The organism is Pedobacter sp. NO84 (genome assembly GCF_059703915.1).
In genome coordinates, this window is the sequence record NZ_AP046575.1 from 1,059,962 (window position 1) to 1,074,925 (window position 14,964).

The 14,964-nt window shown below is 37.9% G+C and carries 14 protein-coding genes; 7 read left to right on the plus strand and 7 right to left on the minus strand.

Annotated elements, in window-relative coordinates:
- Positions 1-8: 8 nt before the first annotated feature.
- Positions 9-3,113 (minus strand): SusC/RagA family TonB-linked outer membrane protein, encoded by a 3,105-nt coding sequence (locus tag AC6H0V_RS04725; RefSeq protein ID WP_497562564.1) that lies wholly within the window; start codon positions 3,111-3,113, stop codon positions 9-11.
- A gap of 273 nt (positions 3,114-3,386) precedes the next feature.
- Here AC6H0V_RS04725 and AC6H0V_RS04730 point away from each other — a divergent pair, with 273 nt between their 5' ends.
- The gene (locus AC6H0V_RS04730) at positions 3,387-6,266 is read left to right on the plus strand and encodes a helix-turn-helix and ligand-binding sensor domain-containing protein (RefSeq protein WP_497562565.1); all 2,880 of its coding nucleotides are present in this window, start codon (positions 3,387-3,389) and stop codon (positions 6,264-6,266) included.
- Here AC6H0V_RS04730 and AC6H0V_RS04735 read toward each other — a convergent pair.
- The 4 genes from AC6H0V_RS04735 to trpS all read right to left on the minus strand — a co-directional run bounded on the left by AC6H0V_RS04735 (position 6,263) and on the right by trpS (position 9,404).
- Positions 6,263-6,790, minus strand: a complete 528-nt coding sequence (locus tag AC6H0V_RS04735; RefSeq protein ID WP_497562566.1) for a hypothetical protein — start codon at positions 6,788-6,790, stop codon at positions 6,263-6,265. The two genes, AC6H0V_RS04730 and AC6H0V_RS04735, sit on opposite strands and share 4 nt — an antisense overlap.
- A gap of 35 nt (positions 6,791-6,825) precedes the next feature.
- A complete protein-coding gene (gene kdsB / locus AC6H0V_RS04740) occupies positions 6,826-7,554 on the minus strand; it encodes a 3-deoxy-manno-octulosonate cytidylyltransferase (protein WP_497562567.1) in 729 nt (242 codons plus the stop codon).
- Positions 7,555-7,709: 155 nt separating this feature from the next.
- Entirely contained in the window at positions 7,710-8,324 is a 615-nt protein-coding gene (locus tag AC6H0V_RS04745) for a deoxynucleoside kinase (RefSeq protein WP_497562568.1), read from the minus strand.
- 78 nt (positions 8,325-8,402) lie between these two features.
- Positions 8,403-9,404: a tryptophan--tRNA ligase gene (gene trpS, locus AC6H0V_RS04750; protein WP_497562569.1), complete on the minus strand. Its 1,002-nt coding sequence runs from the start codon at positions 9,402-9,404 to the stop codon at positions 8,403-8,405.
- A 225-nt stretch (positions 9,405-9,629) separates the two neighbouring features.
- On the opposite strand from trpS, the gene AC6H0V_RS04755 reads away from it, so the two are divergent.
- The 6 genes from AC6H0V_RS04755 (at position 9,630) to AC6H0V_RS04780 (ending at position 12,742) form a co-directional block, all read left to right on the plus strand.
- Positions 9,630-10,232 (plus strand): lysophospholipid acyltransferase family protein, encoded by a 603-nt coding sequence (locus AC6H0V_RS04755; protein ID WP_497562570.1) that lies wholly within the window; start codon positions 9,630-9,632, stop codon positions 10,230-10,232.
- Positions 10,233-10,290: 58 nt separating this feature from the next.
- A complete protein-coding gene (gene gatC / locus AC6H0V_RS04760; RefSeq protein ID WP_497562571.1) occupies positions 10,291-10,635 on the plus strand; it encodes an Asp-tRNA(Asn)/Glu-tRNA(Gln) amidotransferase subunit GatC in 345 nt (114 codons plus the stop codon).
- A gap of 77 nt (positions 10,636-10,712) precedes the next feature.
- Complete coding sequence (locus AC6H0V_RS04765; RefSeq protein WP_497562572.1) at positions 10,713-11,453, plus strand: ABC transporter ATP-binding protein; 741 nt, start codon at positions 10,713-10,715, stop codon at positions 11,451-11,453.
- Positions 11,454-11,523: 70 nt separating this feature from the next.
- Positions 11,524-12,072, plus strand: coding sequence for a cob(I)yrinic acid a,c-diamide adenosyltransferase (locus AC6H0V_RS04770; protein ID WP_497562573.1), 549 nt, complete (start codon positions 11,524-11,526; stop codon positions 12,070-12,072).
- Positions 12,073-12,156: 84 nt separating this feature from the next.
- Positions 12,157-12,378 (plus strand): DUF2795 domain-containing protein, encoded by a 222-nt coding sequence (locus AC6H0V_RS04775; protein WP_008240955.1) that lies wholly within the window; start codon positions 12,157-12,159, stop codon positions 12,376-12,378.
- Between the two features lie 211 nt (positions 12,379-12,589).
- Complete coding sequence (locus AC6H0V_RS04780) at positions 12,590-12,742, plus strand: lmo0937 family membrane protein (protein ID WP_497562574.1); 153 nt, start codon at positions 12,590-12,592, stop codon at positions 12,740-12,742.
- A 64-nt stretch (positions 12,743-12,806) separates the two neighbouring features.
- Here AC6H0V_RS04780 and AC6H0V_RS04785 read toward each other — a convergent pair whose 3' ends face one another.
- Complete coding sequence (locus AC6H0V_RS04785; protein WP_497562575.1) at positions 12,807-13,469, minus strand: 2-C-methyl-D-erythritol 4-phosphate cytidylyltransferase; 663 nt, start codon at positions 13,467-13,469, stop codon at positions 12,807-12,809.
- Between the two features lie 61 nt (positions 13,470-13,530).
- The gene (gene queA, locus AC6H0V_RS04790; protein WP_497562576.1) at positions 13,531-14,580 is read right to left on the minus strand and encodes a tRNA preQ1(34) S-adenosylmethionine ribosyltransferase-isomerase QueA; all 1,050 of its coding nucleotides are present in this window, start codon (positions 14,578-14,580) and stop codon (positions 13,531-13,533) included.
- Positions 14,581-14,964 lie beyond the last annotated feature (384 nt).

The window sequence follows — 14,964 nt, forward strand, 5'->3', positions numbered from 1 at the left end:
GCTATTTTTTAAAAACCAATATTTAAACCTGCAAAATAGGTTCTTGCCTGCGGATAAAACCCACGGTCGACACCATAACTTCCACCACCTATTTCTGGGTCGTAGCCCTTGTATTTAGTTAAGGTTAATAAATTATTTGCCATCAAGTAAAATCTTACCTTGTTTAAGCCGGCTCTATTAACCCATTTTAAAGGAAGTGTATAACCAATTTGTAGCACTTTTACCCTGAAGTATGAACCATCTTCCAAGAACATACTCGATACTCTGCTATAATTATTATTGGTATCGTCTAATGTTAATCTTGGTATAGTATTACTTGTTCCGGCGCCGGTCCACCTGTTTAAGATGTCGGTAGTGTAATTTGCACTAGGTAGATCAAACCTTCTTAAGGCATTAAAAATCTGATTTCCTGCAATTCCCTGACCCAATAATACCATGTCAAATCCTTTGTAACCTGCATTTAAAGTAAAACCATAGGTGAAGTCTGGGGTAGGATCGCCGATAATTTCTCTATCATCCTGACTAATTACTCCATCCCCATTTAAATCCAAGAATTTAATGTCGCCCGGTTTAGCAGCAGGTTGGATAGGATTGCCACTTGCATTTTTATAATTATTGATATCGGCTTGGGTTTGAAATAAACCATCGCTTCTAAATCCATAGAATGAACCTATGGCATGCCCAATCATGGTGCGGGTTACTTCAAGTGCCTGTGGCGTAACGGTTTGGCCTCCTAAGAATTGTTTGTCTTCTCCTAAAAAGTCGATATTGTTCTTAACAAACGACCCATTGGCAGCTACCCTGAAAGAGAAGTTGCCAATTCTTTTGTTGTAACCTAGTTCAAGTTCGAAACCGGTATTGCTCAGATCTGCAATATTTCCGATCGGACCAGTATTGCCCACATAACTTGGTACTGCGATCTGTAATAGCATTCCTTTGGTCTTTTTCTTATACCAATCCGCGGTTAGGGTTAGGTTATTAAAAAAGGTAACATCCATTCCTATGTCTGTAGAAGATGTTTCTTCCCATCTCAGATCTGGATTTGACAACGCATCAGGACTAACACCGTTGTTTAATCCCGCTGATGTGCCCAACGTATAGTTTCTTCCGCCACTAACAGTAGATAAATACCTGAAATCCCCAATGTTATCGTTACCCGTTACTCCATAAGATCCTCTAAACTTTAAGAAAGTAACTACTTTATTTTGAGGGAAGAAATCTTCTCTACTGGCAATCCATCCTGCAGATCCCGATGGGAAGTACCCATATTTGTTGTTTGGTCCGAAGCGAGATGAACCATCACGTCTTACAATTCCTGTAAATAGATATTTTTCATTGTAATTATAGGTTAAGCGGGCAAATAATGAGTTTAGGGTATTCAGGTATTCGCCACCATAAAACACATCATTAATTCGTGCAACTGGAAACTGTAGGGATGCATCTTTTAGATTCGTAACAGGAATACCATCTTTTGATCCTCCTTGCGTTTGACCTCTATTTTTCTGAGCAGAATAACCCAATAATACAGTTAAATTGTGTTTTTGAATAGCTTTATTGTAGCTAACCGTATTTTCGACCGACCAAAATAGCCCTCGGTTCGAGTTTCTATTATAAGAAGTGATCGTGGTTTGGTTAATTGAGTTTAGAAAATAGATAGGAGTAAACCCTTCGCTTCCCCAAAAAGCTAAATCAACTCCTCCTTGAGATCTGATCTTAAGTCCTTTGATAATCTCCGCCTCAATGTATGCATTCCCAACAACTTTGTCAGACCAGCCATTTCCCTGTGCAACTGCTAAAGCAGCAATTGGATTTAGGATTTCTGATTGTGCATATTGAGAGATTCCATAGGGCAGTCCTGACGCATTTCTCACCACGGGATTAGTGCTATAAGGGGCTGCGTTGTATTTTAATGGATCGGTTTCAACTATTGGAGTGATTGGATCAATGTTTATGGCTCTTCCCAATGGTGATCCGAACTCTGAGTTGGTACCCACGCCAACAGAATTTGTACGTGTATAGCCAATGGTTTGGCCAAATTTAATTGCACGTGCCAATTGATGTTCAGAATTGAAACGGGCAGTAAATCTTTTATATTTCGAATTGTCTGTAGCAACGATACCATCCTGATCAAAGTAGCCAAAAGAACTGTAATAAGTAGATTTATCGTTACCTCCATTCAAGCTAAGCTCATGGTTTTGGATGTTTGCACTGTTGTTAAAAACGGCTGATTGCCAATCTGTTCCAACTCCATATTGAGAAGGGTTTGGAAACCGTGGTGTAGTTAATGTGGGTGTTTTAGCAAACTCTGCTTCATTATAAAGTGTAGCATATTGTGTAGCATTTAAAAGATCTAGCTTTCTGGATGGCTCTTGGCTACCTAGGTATATATTGTAATTTACATTTAGTTTACCATTTCTGGTACCTTTTTTAGTAGTTACGATTATAACACCATTGGCTGCCCGAGCACCGTAGATAGCAGCAGAGGCTGCATCTTTCAGTACCTCTATAGATTCGATATCAGCTTGGTTTAAGTAATCGATCCCACCTCCAACCTGAACCCCATCAACAATATATAAGGCTTCGCTATTATTGATAGATGTGGTACCTCGAATGCGAAGGGTTGCTCCATCGCCAGGTTGTCCAGAGCTTGTGGTAATGGTTAAGCCGGCAGTTCTGCCCTGTAACGATTGTTCGATACGTGTTACGGGCATGTTTTCTAAATCTGCAGCCTTAACCTGTGAAATGGCTCCGGTAACCACACTTTTCTTTTGTGTACCATATCCCACTACAACAACTTGTTCTAAATCGCTTCTATCATCAACAAGTGATACATTGATTGGGTCGGTACTGTTAACCGCAACAGTTAAGGTGGTCATTCCAATTTGGGAAAAAACCAGAATGGAGCCTAGTTTAGGAATGCGTATCCTAAAATCTCCCGTAGCAGTGGTAGCTACCGTGGTAGTTGTCCCTTGAACTTTTACCGTTACCCCAGGTAAGGGCAGGCCATCGCTTTTGGATGTTACCTTTCCCGAAACATCAATTTCCTGAGCCATAACACTCAGCGAAAAAAATAGGGAAAACAGCAAAATAACGAACGTAAATTTTCCTTTCATAACAAATAAATTAAGTTTATATTTTGGTTAATTCTGTTTGTAAGTTTTTAGGCTTTGCCAGGGATAATCACAAACATGTTACAACAAATATAATTGGGTGATAGGGTAATAATGAAAAATCTACCCACTACAATACCCATACAAGAACAACTTTTTTCTTCAAAATCAACTTGAATACGCAATATTGTACTACAACATTGATAAATTTGTTATCTTCAATAAACAATATTTGTTAATTACGCTAACCAATTATATTATACTGTCTTGAACAAGATGAGATCATTGATATTGCTCTTATTGCTTTCGCTTTTGCATGGCTTTTTACTCAAAGCCCAGGATCCAATTGGTTTGCCGCAGGTGAGTAGCTACACCAGTTTAGATTACAAGGGCGGAACACAAAATTGGGGCATTGCACAAGACAACAATGGAATTTTATACTTCGCTAATAACGAAGGTTTATTAACATTTAATGGAACCTATTGGAAACTCTACCCAACTCCCAATAAAACAATAGTTCGATCTGTTAAAATAGACCGTATTGGAAGGATATTTATTGGTGGGCAAGACGAGATTGGTTATTTCTATCCAGATCAGAATGGGGTGTTAATTTATCATTCACTTAAAGGTAGTATTCCAAAAAATGAAAAGCAGTTTCCGGATGTTTGGGATATAGCCATCCAAGGCAATGAAGTTTATTTTAGAACTGTAAATAAGATCTTTAGGTTAAAAAATAATCGGATGGAAGTATATCCTAGTGTGTTATCTTGGGTATACCTAGGCTTTGTAAACCAGGAAGTTCTTGCCCAAGAATTTAATATGGGAATTAAAGTTTTAAGGAATAACCAATGGGTGATAAAGTGTAAGGATAAAAGAATCCAAAATTTGGTGATTACTTCCATTCTTCCCTATAGTGCTGATACGTTACTAATTACGACATTAAGAGATGGTCTGTTCCTTTTGCATGGCGAAAAATTAATTGAGAAAAAGACAATTAACGACCGGATATTCTGCAACGAAAGAATTAATGGGGCCATTCAGATCAATGCACATCTGTATGCTTTTGGCACCACCTCTTCTGCATTGTTAATCGTAGATAAAAAAGGGAATATTGTAAGGCAATTTTCTTATGCAGAGGGTCTGAATAATAGTAACATTAGAAGCGTTTTACTAGATCAGCATCAAAATTTGTGGCTCGGCCTAGATGATGGGATTGGATTTATCGCTTTTAATAGTGCAATCAAACACATCTATCCCGACAGGAATAAGCAGGTGTCTAGCTATGCCAGCTGGATTTTTGGAAATAAGTTATACGTTGGAACTTCTAATGGTGTTTTTGCAGCACCATTACAAATTACCCAAGACGACCTGAGTAACTCTCCAGGGAAATTTACAGAAGTAAGCAATTCTAAAGGACAAACCTGGGGCCTGTCTGAAATTAATAAGCATTTGCTTTTGGCCAATGAAGACGGTGCTTCTGTAATTGACAACTTTACAGCAAAACCATTGTATACGGGATTAGGGACCTGGCTTTATGCTGGACTGGCCCGCGATAGCCTGCCTAACAACATCGTAGCTGGCACATATACGGGGCTACAGTTGATTAACTATAAGGATAATGTATTTAAGGCCAAGGGAGTTTTATCTGCATTAAATGAGCCATTGCGGTTTATTGTTGTAGACCAAAAGCTAAATTGTGTGTGGGCATCGCACCCTTATCGTGGGATCTATAAATTAGACCTATCGCCCGATCGACTTAAAATAATTAGAACCACCCTGCTAACCAAGGCAGACGGACTACCTTTAACCTTATACAACTACATCTTTTCGGTTAAAAATAGAATTGTTGCAGCAACCTACAATGGGATATATGAGTATAATAATGCTAAAAAGAAATTTTATCCAAGTAGTTTTTTTAAGCCGATTTTTAAACAACTCTCTATTCAGTACCTTAATCAAGACCAGCAAGGTAACATTTGGTTTGTAGCAAATAAAAAAGTTGGGGTAGTTGATTTTAAAAAGAAATCAGGAAAAGATGATTTTTCTATCGTTGAGCTGCCAGAATTAACCTCAAAAATTGTAGCAGGTTTTGAGAATATTTATCCCTACAACGACCGTAATATATTTATTGGGGCCAATAAAGGCCTCATTCATATCGATTATAAAAAATATGCGGCCAATATCTATCAGCCCAATGTGCTGTTAGGGCAAATTAGATTATCAGGTAAAAAAGATAGTATTTTGTTCGGTGGTTATTTCTCCAAGAGCAACAATAACCCGGTGAAACTTTCGTACGAATACAATTCCTTGCATTTTGAATATGCATCAACCCTGTTTGAACAAAGGGAGAACATAGAATTTAGTTACCAGCTAAAAGGTTATGATGAAGATTGGTCTGATTGGAACAGTAAGAGTGAAAAAGATTATACCAATTTGGCCCAGGGAAACTATACGTTCAGGGTAAAAGCGAGGAATAATCTGGGCAATGAATCTAAGCCTATCAGTTATAGTTTTACCATTAAACCTGCATGGTACAGGAGTAATTTGGCCATTTTCATCTATTTTATCTTTTTTGCTTTTCTGATTTATCAATTGATCAAGTTCCAGGATAAGGAGCACAAAAAGCAACAGACAAAATTAAGGCAGAAGCACCAATTAGAGATCGAACGTAATGAGCAACAGATCATCAAACTAGAAAAGAAGCAATTAGAGGCAGATGTAGAATTTAAGAACAAAGAATTGGCCACGGCAACCATGCACCTGGTGCAAAGAGGGAAATTACTTTCAAAGATTGGGGATGAACTTTTACCTTTGGTGCAACAAACTTCCAGTAAGGACACTGCAGACGATTTAAAAAAAGTAATCCGATTATTAAACGAAGCTAAGAAGCTGGATAATGATTGGGACCAATTTGCCATTCATTTTGACCATGTGCATGCTAACTTTCTCAGTCATCTCAAAATTAAATACCCAAATTTAAGTCCGAGCGACCTGAAGCTTTGTGCCTATTTAAAACTGAACCTGTCGTCTAAAGAAATTGCACAGCTGTTAAATATAACCCCTCGTGCCGTAGAAGTAAGCCGCTATCGCCTCCGCAAAAAATTAAGATTAAACCCGGATGTAAATTTATTTGATTTTTTATTAAGCAATGGTTAACAGCACTTGTAATAAACCTTAACCTTTTGCTCTTTGATAGACCAGGCGATATAAATTTGGGTGTCCTTACCTAAGCTATACGAAAAACCGTTCAATTGGTTTTGCTTTAATTCTTCATAGAAACCTTTATCAGGGGTATTTTTATCAGGTTTTTCTTCTGCTGTTATTGCAGGAACTAAAAAATGCTCTTCTTCAAAAAAGAAATTAATTTCGTCGTTTAAAAATTTGATCTTGTCGTTTTCCTTTTTCAAATCCTCGCTTGCCAGATAACTCTTAAGCAATTTTTCTGCCCTTATTTCCTCTTTGTAAATTTGTTGACCTTTGTAATTATGAATAGTGAATAACAAGCTCATGTCTTTCGAATCTTTCCCCTTCAAAACGACTTTAAAAGTATCTAAATGCAACGTATCCGTAAAAGAATGGGTGATTGTTTTCTCAGGTAGTGGTGCAACTTTATTGCTTGATGAGTTACAAGCAACGAAAACCGAAAGAGCAAAGAGTAATAGGAGATGGCGAAGTTTCATTTAGGATTTATTTACCTCGAAGATAAAAAAATATCCTAAAAAATAATTTTCTTTAAATCTTCTGGGGTATCGATGGCGATGGTTTCCAATCCGGTTACTTTTGTTTGAATTTGATACCCGTTTTCTAACCAACGGAGCTGTTCCAAACTTTCGGCAAGCTCTAAGGATGACGGGGATAGGGTGGTTATTTCTAACAAGGTTTCGCGGGTGTACCCATAAATGCCAATATGCTTATAAAATTGATGCATGCTTACCCATTCTTCTTGTTTTTGCGCATTGCGGATGTAGGGGATGGGGTGCCTGCTAAAATAAATGGCTTGTTGATTACTATTAATTACCACCTTGGGAATATTTGTATTAAACAATTCATCGTCTGTGTTAATTTCTTTAATCAGTGTAGCCAATCTGATGCTTTTATCGGTAAAGCATGATTTTACCAGCGAAATCTGCTGAGGATCTATAAAAGGCTCATCACCCTGTATATTTATAACGATTTCGTAATCAGGCAATGCCGATGCTACTTCAGCACAGCGATCTGTACCACTTTGGTGTTTGGTATCGGTCATCACCACTTCGCCACCAAAACTTCGTACCACCCTAGCAATCCTTTCATCATCAGTGGCTACTACCACATGATCTAAATCACACTTTTTTGCCTGCTCATAAACCCGTTGAATCATTGTTTTACCCGCAATATCAACTAATGGCTTAGCCGGAAAGCGGGTAGAAGCGTAGCGAGCGGGAATAATGCCAAGGCTTTTCATTGAGAATTTTATAAAATTATTGTCATCCTGAGCGTAGTCGAAGGATAGTTCACCACTTATTGATGTCTTCGACTACGCTCAGACTGACATGTTAAGTAATTTAATGTCTTTAGTTTTGGAGATCCACCGCTTTTCGCTAAACGCCTATCGCTTGACTAGAACAAGCCATTAATCTCAGCTTCAATCGACTGGATTACTGCGCCCAAATCTTCGGGATTATTCGTAAAATCTAATCTATCCTTATCTAAAATTAACAATTTACCCAAATTATAGCCTTTAATCCATGCCTCATATTTTTCGTTCAGCTTTGATAAATAATCAATTCTAATACTGGCTTCGTACTCGCGACCCCGACGTTGGATGTTATTAACCAAAGTGGGTACAGAAGCTCTTAGATAGACCAATAAATCTGGTGGTTTAATAAACGAGGTGATATTCCCAAATATTGCTTTATAGTTATCATGATCCCTAGAAGTCATCAAGCCCATTTCGTGCAGGTTTTCTGCAAAGATATGTGCATCTTCATAAATGGTACGATCTTGGATCACATTACGTTTATGACTATCAATTTCTACTATTTGTTGGAAACGACTATTTAGAAAGTAGATCTGTAGGTTAAAACTCCAGCGCTTCATGTCGCTATAAAAGTCTTCGAGATAAGGATTATTGTCAACCGCTTCATATAAAGCTTCCCATCCGTAATTTTTTGCCAGTAAACCTGTTAAAGTAGTTTTTCCTGCGCCTATATTTCCAACTATTGCTATGTGCATATTTTGTGAGTTCTGCGTCTTGCGTTAGGCGTTAGGCGTTAGGGTAACGCTCGACGCTAATCGCCTAACGCAATGTAATTAAAAACTTTTAAATCCTATCAATTCTCTTACTTCACGAATTGTTTTTTGTGCGCTTTCCCTTGCTTTAAGTGCGCCATGTTTCGCCACCTGGCGAAGATAGGAGGTGTCGGCCGCAATTTCATTGATCCGCTCACGCATTGGAGCTGTGGTAATGATCATATCTTCGGCCAATTGCTTTTTGAAATCGCCGTAACGAATGTTCATAGTATTGTACTGATGTTCAAAATGAGCTAAAGTATCAGCTGAAGATACAATTCTCATCAACTCAAATAAATTCTGTATCGCCTCTGGCTTTGCCTGATTTTCTTCGCTTGGCCCGCTGTCGGTAACCGCTCTCGACACTTTTTTGCGAATAATTTCTGGGGTATCCGACAAGTAAACCGCATTTCCTTCTCCTTCAGATTTTCCCATTTTCCCTTTTCCATCCAATCCCGGAACCTTAACTAAATTTTTATCATAGGTAAAAGCAAAAGGCTCAGGAAAATAATCATTATCATAAAGCCGATTGAACCTATTGCCAAACGTACGTGCCATTTCTAAATGTTGTTCCTGATCTTTCCCTACCGGAACCTTAACCGCTTTATGGATCAAGATGTCTGCAGCCATTAATACAGGGTAGGTCAATAACCCGGCATTCACATTATCGGGATTGCTCCTCACTTTATCTTTAAATGAAGTGCTGCGTTCCAACTCGCCCTTGTAGGCATTCATATTTAAGTACAAATAGAGTTCCGCAATTTCTGGTACATCAGATTGGATATAAATGGTAGTTTCTTCTGGATCGATGCCGCATGCCAAATACTCAACCAATACCTGTTTCACATGGCCATGTAAATCTGCCGGAGTAGGATGTGTGGTAAGAGAATGCAGATCGGCTATAAAAAAATAACAATTGTATTCGTGCTGCATCTGCACAAAGCTCTTTACCGCGCCATAATAATTTCCAATGTGTAGGTTTCCTGTAGAGCGGATTCCGCTTACAACCGTTTCTTTGATCATGGGTCGAAATTATGAAAAAAAACAATTAGCTAATTAGCTAATTTGATAATTAGCTAATTATTGTTCCTTTCTATAGAATATTGTATTTTTACGATGATGATTAAACTGCTCAAGAAGATCCATTTCGTCTATTGCCTATTTTGTATCCTGTTTTTCTTCATTCTATTTTGGCCATTCTATTACTTCGCTAGCAAAAATCCCCGATCTTATTTATTCTTAAATAGAATGAGGGCTATTCACTCGTTTTTAGCTAGTGCTTTAGTGGGTATCTTCTTTAGTTTTAAATTCGAGAAGAAGTTGGATCCTAAACAAACCTTTATCTATTGTGCAAATCATACCTCTAATCTGGATATTATTATTTTTTGTCTTTTAGCGAAAGGGCGATATCATTTTATGGGAAAGGAAGAATTGATGAAAAATCCAGTATTGGGGATCTTTTTTAGAACGATAGATATTGCGGTATCCCGTGAAAGTAAAATCTCTGCCTTTAGGGCATTTAAAAAAGCTGGTGAAAATTTAGAAAAGGGGATGAGCTTGATTATCTTTCCAGAAGGAAGAATTGATGAAAGCTATCCACCCGTTTTACAAGAGTTTAAAAATGGGCCATTTCGCTTAGCGATTGAGAAAAATATTCCGATTGTTCCGGTTAGTATCATCAATGCTTGGAAGTTGATGTGGGATAATGGCATGAAATATGGTACCAGACCAGGTGTTGGAGATATTTTTGTGCACGAACCGATTTCTACTTTAACTTTGGGCGAAGATAGCGCTGATACATTAAAGGAAGAAGTATTTAAGAAAATTAATAGTAAGTTACATCCACAGTGACCAGGCAGGCCGATTGAATAGCCTGAATGCATAGATGTTGAGCGAAAAAATACAAAAGATGAAAATTGACAAACAAACAGTACATAAAGTTGCCGATTTGGCGAGGATAGCCATACATGATAACGAAGTTGATGCATTGACTGTAGAGATGAATAAGATTCTTACTTTTATGGAAAAACTTAATGAGCTCGATACAACAGGTGTAAAGCCTTTGGTTTACATGAATGAAGAAGTAAATGTGTGGCGAGAAGATAGCGTTAAGCAGGAGATTAGTGTTGCTGACGGATTAAAAAATGCGGCTCTACATAACGAAAGTTTCTTCTTAGTGCCCAAAATTATAGAAACTGCCATGGCTGCGCCCACAGAAAAAAATAGTGATAAAACCAATCGGCTTGATAACTGATAAATAGGTATGAAAAATTGAAATTAACTTACGGTGTAACAATAATTAGGTAAGATAGGTCTAAAAAAGAAAAAACAATGAAGCAATCACTCATTAGCATTAAAGATATTGGTCGTAAATATGTAATTGGAACAGAAGTAATCCACGCCTTAAAATCTGTTAGCCTAACCATTAATAAAGGAGAGTTTGTTGCTTTAATGGGCCCTTCGGGTTCAGGAAAATCTACATTAATGAATATCCTAGGCTGTTTAGATACACCGAGTAAAGGCGATTATATCCTAAATGGCACAGATGTTAGTCACATGTCTGAAAACGAACTAGCCGAAGTCCGTAACAAGGAGATCGGCTTTGTTTTCCAAACTTTTAACCTTTTACCACGTTCAACTTCGCTAGATAATGTGGCTTTACCCTTAATTTATGCCGGCGCCGGAAAAAGAGAACGTTCTGAACGTGCTACCAAAGCGTTAGAAAATGTAGGATTAGGCAATCGTATTACCCACAAACCGAACGAACTTTCTGGTGGTCAGCGCCAACGTGTGGCAGTGGCTAGAGCATTGATCAATAATCCTTCTATTATATTGGCTGATGAGCCTACAGGAAATTTGGATACCAAAACTTCAATTGAGATAATGGGACTTCTAGAAGAAATCCATAGCAAAGGAAATACGATTATTTTGGTAACACACGAAGAGGATATAGCTCAGCATGCACATAGAATTGTGAGAATGCGAGATGGCTTAATCGAAAAAGATTATGCTAACGAAGATATCAAGACAGTTTCTCCTAAGTTAACTGATTTAGAAAACAAGGAAGCATAGCGCATGGCGATAAGCGGCAACGTTAAACTAACGCTCCCCGCCAAACGCTCTACGCTCCCCGCCCCAGGCTATGAAAATATACACAAAAACCGGCGATCAAGGTCAGACCTCACTAATTGGAGGTACGCGTGTACCGAAATATCATCTACGCATTGAGGCTTACGGCACTGTTGATGAGCTAAATTCTTATATAGGTCTGATCATGTGCCAGGATATTGATGGGTATAATCAGCAGGTACTAAAAGAAATTCAAGATAGGTTATTCACAATTGGGTCATCATTAGCTGCTGACCCTGAACGTTTTAAAATGAAAATCCCCGATCTTTTGGCTAGTGATATTACTCTTTTAGAAAATGAAATGGATACTATGAATGAAGTTTTACCAACTTTAAAACACTTCATCCTTCCTGGTGGAAATACCACAGTATCTTACTGTCATTTAGCACGTTGTGTCTGTAGAAGGGCCGAAAGATTAACAGTTCAACTGGCGGCTGAGAGTTTTGTTGACAGCAATATTACAATTTATTTGAACAGGTTAAGCGATTATTTATTTGTTTTGGCAAGGAAACTGAATGTTGATGCGAAAACGCAAGAAAACATTTGGATCCCCCGAATTTAAATGGTGGAAAAAAATATTTGTTTTGCTCATTTTTTTTAACATACTTTTGCGCTTTCAGAATTTAGAATAATTAATAATAAGAATATGTATTGGACATTAGAACTCGCATCGCATTTGGAAGACGCTCCATGGCCTGCTACAAAAGACGAATTAATAGATTACGGTATTCGTTCTGGTGCACCCGTTGAGGTGATTGAAAATTTACAAGCTTTAGAAGATGATGGTGAACCTTATGAAACCATTGAAGAAATTTGGCCTGATTACCCAACTAAAGATGATTTCTTCTTCAACGAAGATGAATATTAGATCAGAAAAGTTTTAAAAGCCCCAATGAAGATTGAGGCTTTTTTATTTACTGTGCTCATCGGATGAGTGATCGGATGAGCAGTTTAAATTGGCTTTTTGGATTTTTTACACCTGTCTTTTTATTTTTCAGAACAATTTTAGGATTATAGTTGTTAAGTTATCGAAATCAAAATTCATAACAAAAAATAAACTTAACCTAAAATTCAAAGTCATGGGAAATCTACTTTATGTAATCGCAGTTATTCTAGTAATCATTTGGGCAATTAGCTTCCTCGGTGGTTATTACACAGGAGGCGTTATTCACGTATTATTAGTAATTGCAATTGTTGCTGTTCTATTAAGAGTTATCAGGGGAGCAGCCTAGAAAATAACTTAACCTTATAAGAGCCTTGTTCAAGTTGAACGAGGCTCTTTAATTTATTTGCTAATTATCTAATTAGCAAATTAGCTAATTCTAGGTCTTCAGGAAATGTTATTTTTAGATTATTTCTTTCTCCTTCAACTAAATTGATTTTAAATCCAGCTTTCTCTACCACGCTTGCATCATCCGTAAATTTCGGTTTGTAATGTTGTTGGTAGGCCGTTCTTAACTGACTAATTTCGAAGGTCTGTGGGGTTTGGATCAATACCAATTTGTCTCTGTTAACAATCTTGCTCTTGTTATTTTTAACCTTTCTGATCGAATCGCTAGGTTTGATACATGCTATTGCATTTCCATTTTCTTCGGCAAATTCATAGGTTTTAGCGATCAATGCTGCACTTACCAGCGGCCTAACCGCATCATGAATAGCTACAATTCCTTCTCCTTTAATGGCCATTAATCCGTTTCGCACAGAGTGAAACCTTTGTTCGCCGCCATTGGTGAGCACATGAGGAACAGTATAATCGTATTTAAGGCATAATTCTTCCCAATACCGATGGAGATCGGGATGCAGCACTAAAATAATTTCAGGCTTAAAGGGAGAAGTGTAAAATGCCGATAGGGTGTGCATCAGCACGGGCTTGTTTTTTAGCAATAAAAATTGTTTGGCAATCGCATTCTGCATTCTTTTACCAGAGCCACCACCAACAATTATTGCGTAATACTTCATAAGGTCTTGCGTTTAGCGTTTGGCGTTTAGCGGCGCTTATCGCCAAACGCTAAACGCGTAACTATATTATCAGCATTGCATCGCCATAGCTATAAAAGCGATACTTTTCTTTTAATGCAACTTGATACGCATTCATTACATTTTCGTAACCACCAAATGCACTTACCATCATTAACAAAGTTGATTCTGGGGTATGGAAATTAGTAATCATGCAATTGGCTATACTAAAATCATAAGGAGGGAAAATGAATTTACTTGTCCAATCGTTCGCAGGTTTTAATTTTTTGCCAGATGAAACCGCTGATTCGATCGCACGCATGGAAGTAGTACCCACGGCACAGATTTTTCTTTTATCTTCGAGAGCCTTATTTACCGTATCAACAGCTGGCTGCTCGATAATAAATTGCTCCGAATCCATTTTATGCTTGGTTAAATCCTCTACTTCAACTGGTCTAAAGGTACCTAAACCCACATGTAAAGTAACTTCGGCAAATTCAACACCTTTTAGTTCCAATCTTTTCATCAACTCTCTGCTAAAGTGCAAACCGGCAGTTGGGGCTGCAACCGCACCTTCATGCTTTGCGAAAATAGTTTGATACCGTTCTTTATCCTGAGCGGTAGCTTTACGTTTGATATATTTTGGAAGGGGTGTTTCTCCTAGAATTTCTACGTTTTTTCTAAATTCTTCGTCGGTACCATCAAAAAGGAAACGAATGGTGCGTCCACGAGATGTAGTATTATCAACTACTTCTGCAACTAAAAGATCATCATCTCCAAAATATAATTTGTTTCCAACGCGGATTTTACGGGCTGGATCAACCAAAACATCCCATAGGCGCAATTCTTTGTTAAGTTCACGAAGTAAAAATACTTCAATGGTTGCGCCTGTTTTTTCTTTGTTACCGTATAAACGAGCAGGGAAAACTTTCGTATTGTTTAGGATCATTACATCCTTATCATCAAAATAACCTAGAACGTCCTTAAAAATTTTGTGCTCAATCTTGCCACTATCTTTGTGCAAAACCATTAAACGGGCTTCGTCTCTGTTTTCGGCAGGAGTATTCGCTAGGAGCGATTCAGGTAAATTAAACTTAAATTGAGATAACTTCATGTTTTTTGATGTAGTAAATTAGGGCGCAAATTTACGAAATTTAATTCTGTTTATTATAATTACTTTAAGCTTAAATTGAACTGAAAGATAAAAGCGTAAAGTCTAAAGTCTTGTTATCGATAAAAAGAAAGAAATTCCGCTTATCGCTCTACGCTTGTCGATCTACGCTTGTCGCTCTACGCTTATCGCTTAACGCTCATCGCTCTACGCTCATCGCTCTACGCTCATCGCTCTACGCTCATCGCTCTACGCTCATCGCTCTACGCTCATCGCTCTACGCTCATTGCTCTACGCTTATCGCTCTACGCTTAACGCATGTTCATATTTTTTTACACAATTTAACCCTACCTGTAACCTTTTTGGCTATTTTTGGTCTAAACGTTA

Coding starts and splice junctions, on each gene's coding strand:
- AC6H0V_RS04725 (WP_497562564.1), bottom strand. CDS start 3,113: ATGAAAGGAAAATTTACGTTCGTTATTTTGCTGTTTTCCCTATTTTTT.
- AC6H0V_RS04730 (WP_497562565.1), top strand. CDS start 3,387: ATGAGATCATTGATATTGCTCTTATTGCTTTCGCTTTTGCATGGCTTT.
- AC6H0V_RS04735 (WP_497562566.1), bottom strand. CDS start 6,790: ATGAAACTTCGCCATCTCCTATTACTCTTTGCTCTTTCGGTTTTCGTT.
- kdsB (WP_497562567.1), bottom strand. CDS start 7,554: ATGAAAAGCCTTGGCATTATTCCCGCTCGCTACGCTTCTACCCGCTTT.
- AC6H0V_RS04745 (WP_497562568.1), bottom strand. CDS start 8,324: ATGCACATAGCAATAGTTGGAAATATAGGCGCAGGAAAAACTACTTTA.
- trpS (WP_497562569.1), bottom strand. CDS start 9,404: ATGATCAAAGAAACGGTTGTAAGCGGAATCCGCTCTACAGGAAACCTA.
- AC6H0V_RS04755 (WP_497562570.1), top strand. CDS start 9,630: ATGAGGGCTATTCACTCGTTTTTAGCTAGTGCTTTAGTGGGTATCTTC.
- gatC (WP_497562571.1), top strand. CDS start 10,291: ATGAAAATTGACAAACAAACAGTACATAAAGTTGCCGATTTGGCGAGG.
- AC6H0V_RS04765 (WP_497562572.1), top strand. CDS start 10,713: ATGAAGCAATCACTCATTAGCATTAAAGATATTGGTCGTAAATATGTA.
- AC6H0V_RS04770 (WP_497562573.1), top strand. CDS start 11,524: ATGAAAATATACACAAAAACCGGCGATCAAGGTCAGACCTCACTAATT.
- AC6H0V_RS04775 (WP_008240955.1), top strand. CDS start 12,157: ATGTATTGGACATTAGAACTCGCATCGCATTTGGAAGACGCTCCATGG.
- AC6H0V_RS04780 (WP_497562574.1), top strand. CDS start 12,590: ATGGGAAATCTACTTTATGTAATCGCAGTTATTCTAGTAATCATTTGG.
- AC6H0V_RS04785 (WP_497562575.1), bottom strand. CDS start 13,469: ATGAAGTATTACGCAATAATTGTTGGTGGTGGCTCTGGTAAAAGAATG.
- queA (WP_497562576.1), bottom strand. CDS start 14,580: ATGAAGTTATCTCAATTTAAGTTTAATTTACCTGAATCGCTCCTAGCG.